We start from the raw sequence: 1,905 nt of genomic DNA, 5'->3' as shown, positions 1-1,905 counted from the left end.
ATCCAGCGCGGCCACCGGATCGTTCTCATGAGTGGGATAACTGCCCCTGCTGGGCACGAACGGAGCCTCCCGCGCCTGCGACGTCCCAGCGAAATGAACCAGGTTCATCGTGCTGTCGAACTCTCCGACGGTCGGGATCGGCTGCTGATGGGTCTCGCGATACCGGAGATGCTGGCTCAGCGCCGCCCGGACATTCTTGAGGTGATCGTTCTGCAGGGACTTGATGATCTCGCTCGACCAGGTGTCCACCTTCTGCTCGATGCCGTGGAGCTGTCCCTGGATCTGGGTGAGCTGGGCGACCGACACCTGCTGCAGTTTCAGGACCTCGTCGAACTTGCCCAGCATCTCGGTGTAGATGACGTTGAGATTCTTGTTCACCCGGGTGAACTGCTCGTTCATCGCGTTGTGCAGGCCTGCCACCTGCTGACGGAGCTCGCCGACCTGCTTGAGGATCATCTCCTCGGGACTGGGCTGACCGGCCTGGAAGAGCGGGAGCAGGGCGACGACCGTGGTGATGACGGTCTTGGCGAGGTCCGCCGTCCCGGCCGAGAAGACCGCCTCCCGCCAGCCCTTGCCGGCGATCTTGGGAAGGTATTCGTTGACGGCGGTGGCGACCTTGATGACCCCGTCACAGACGGCGGCCATCTTCTGCGCTTCCTTGGGATTGGTCAGCCCAAGGATCGAGGTCAGAAGCCTGAGCCCCTCCCCTGCCGCGTTGATGCTCTCCTGCCGCGTCTTGGCGCGTTCCGCCGCCAGGTCGTAGGCACTGGGTGGGGTGGGAGGCGCGTAGGTGACCCAGAGGAAGGCGCCGTCGCTTCCGTTGTGCAGAACCTCGATGTCCTTCACCGTCTGCTTGACGTTCTCATTGCTCTTGGCCAGCAACTGGTTCATCTGCTTGACGATTTCTTCTTTATGCTTCGGGTCGCTCGGCGGGAATTTCATGATTGCTTGAAGGTCGACGGCGTCTTTCAGGGGCGAGCTCTGCAGCAGCTCGTCGGTCGTGGCGCTCGCGGTGATGCCGGAGTCGGCACCGATCTCGGCGTTCCACGCCCTGACGGCGGGGTGATCGGCCCCCCGCTGCGCGCTCAACTCCCGGATCGTCGCCGCCGCCTTCTCGTTCAGCCCCCGCAGAACGACGGCCGCCTCGGCGTCGGCGGACCTCTGGCTGGAGAGGGACTGCCGCCAGTCGTCGTATCGCTGCGGGGAGGCGGGTAGTTCGTTCACCAGTCCGTTCAGCACCACACCGATCTCGCGATACACCGGGTCGGACTCCGCCAAGGCGCCGATCCGGACGAGGGCGTCGGCCTCATGGCCGGCTCCGGGATAGGCGCGGTCCAGCTTCGCGCCGATTCCGGTCTCGGACGCTTTGATGACCTGGGTGTAGTGCTCCTCGCTCGCGGCGGGGTTGCGGGTGACCTCAGCCACATGGAGCAGGCTGAGTACGACGTCCTTGAAAAGCTGCGGACTGCGTAGACGCATCGTGGCCGCGTGCAAGACGGTGTCGATCCGCTGCTGGCCGTCAAGGGACAGCTCGGCGTGCGCGGGCGCCGCGAGTGTTCCGTGCAACAGCGACGCTGTCAGCACAAGGGGAAGACCCCCTCTTATCGCCCTGGCCAGACGGGCTACCACCGACCCGCCACGGGTTCTGCTCGATCTCACCGATCGTCCTCCTTCGGATCCGCCGATGGCGGATCCGCCTATGCCGCGGGCCGGGAGAACGAGCGCCGATGACTCCGCCCCTCGTTCCCCGGACCACGTGCCTGGTGTTGTCTGTGCTGTCAGCCGGTCATGGAGTGGGGGTGTGAATCACGGTGTCGTAGGTTTCGAGGAGTTTGTGGGCGGTGGTGACGGGGGCGAGGGTTTCGGTGTAGGTCTTTTGTTTGAGGTTCTTGGAGTGGTGGTCGT

1 protein-coding gene is annotated in these 1,905 nt (G+C 64.6%); it reads right to left on the bottom strand.

All coding sequences use genetic code 11. The features are described 5' to 3' along the window. Positions 1-1,566 (bottom strand): hypothetical protein (locus AB0K21_RS44600; protein ID WP_364159287.1); only part of this gene is annotated, 1,566 nt, incomplete at its 3' end. Between the last annotated feature and the right edge of the window lie 339 nt (positions 1,567-1,905).

The organism is Streptosporangium sp. NPDC049248, assembly GCF_040678965.1.
GTDB classification, from domain to species: Bacteria; Actinomycetota; Actinomycetes; order Streptosporangiales; family Streptosporangiaceae; genus Streptosporangium; species Streptosporangium fukuiense.
Note: the sequence above shows the minus strand (reverse complement) of the source record. Positions and strands in the feature narration are given on the sequence as shown.